The sequence below is a fragment of the Paenibacillus sp. F024 genome (assembly GCF_057814255.1).
Map to the genome: position 1 here is coordinate 1 of NZ_JBVASZ010000178.1, position 277 is coordinate 277.

At 57.4% G+C, this 277-nt stretch carries 1 rRNA gene; it reads right to left on the reverse strand.

From position 1 onward, the window contains the following. Positions 1-277 (reverse strand): 23S ribosomal RNA (locus ACZYR9_RS27860); the annotation flags it as partial.

Sequence of the window (277 nt, forward strand, 5' to 3'; positions counted from 1 at the left end):
TCACGGTACTGCTTCACTATCGGTCACCAGGGAGTATTTAGCCTTGGCAGATGGTCCTGCCGGATTCCCACGAGGTTTCACGTGTCTCGCGGTACTCGGGATCCGTCTAGGGCTTTCGCAGCATTTCGGCTACAGGGCTGTTACCTTCTTTGGCCGGCCTTTCCAGACCGCTTCACCTACGCTGCTCAACCCACATTGACGTCCCACAACCCCAGGGAGCAAGCCCCCTGGTTTGGGCTAATCCGCTTTCGCTCGCCGCTACTGACGGAATCACTTT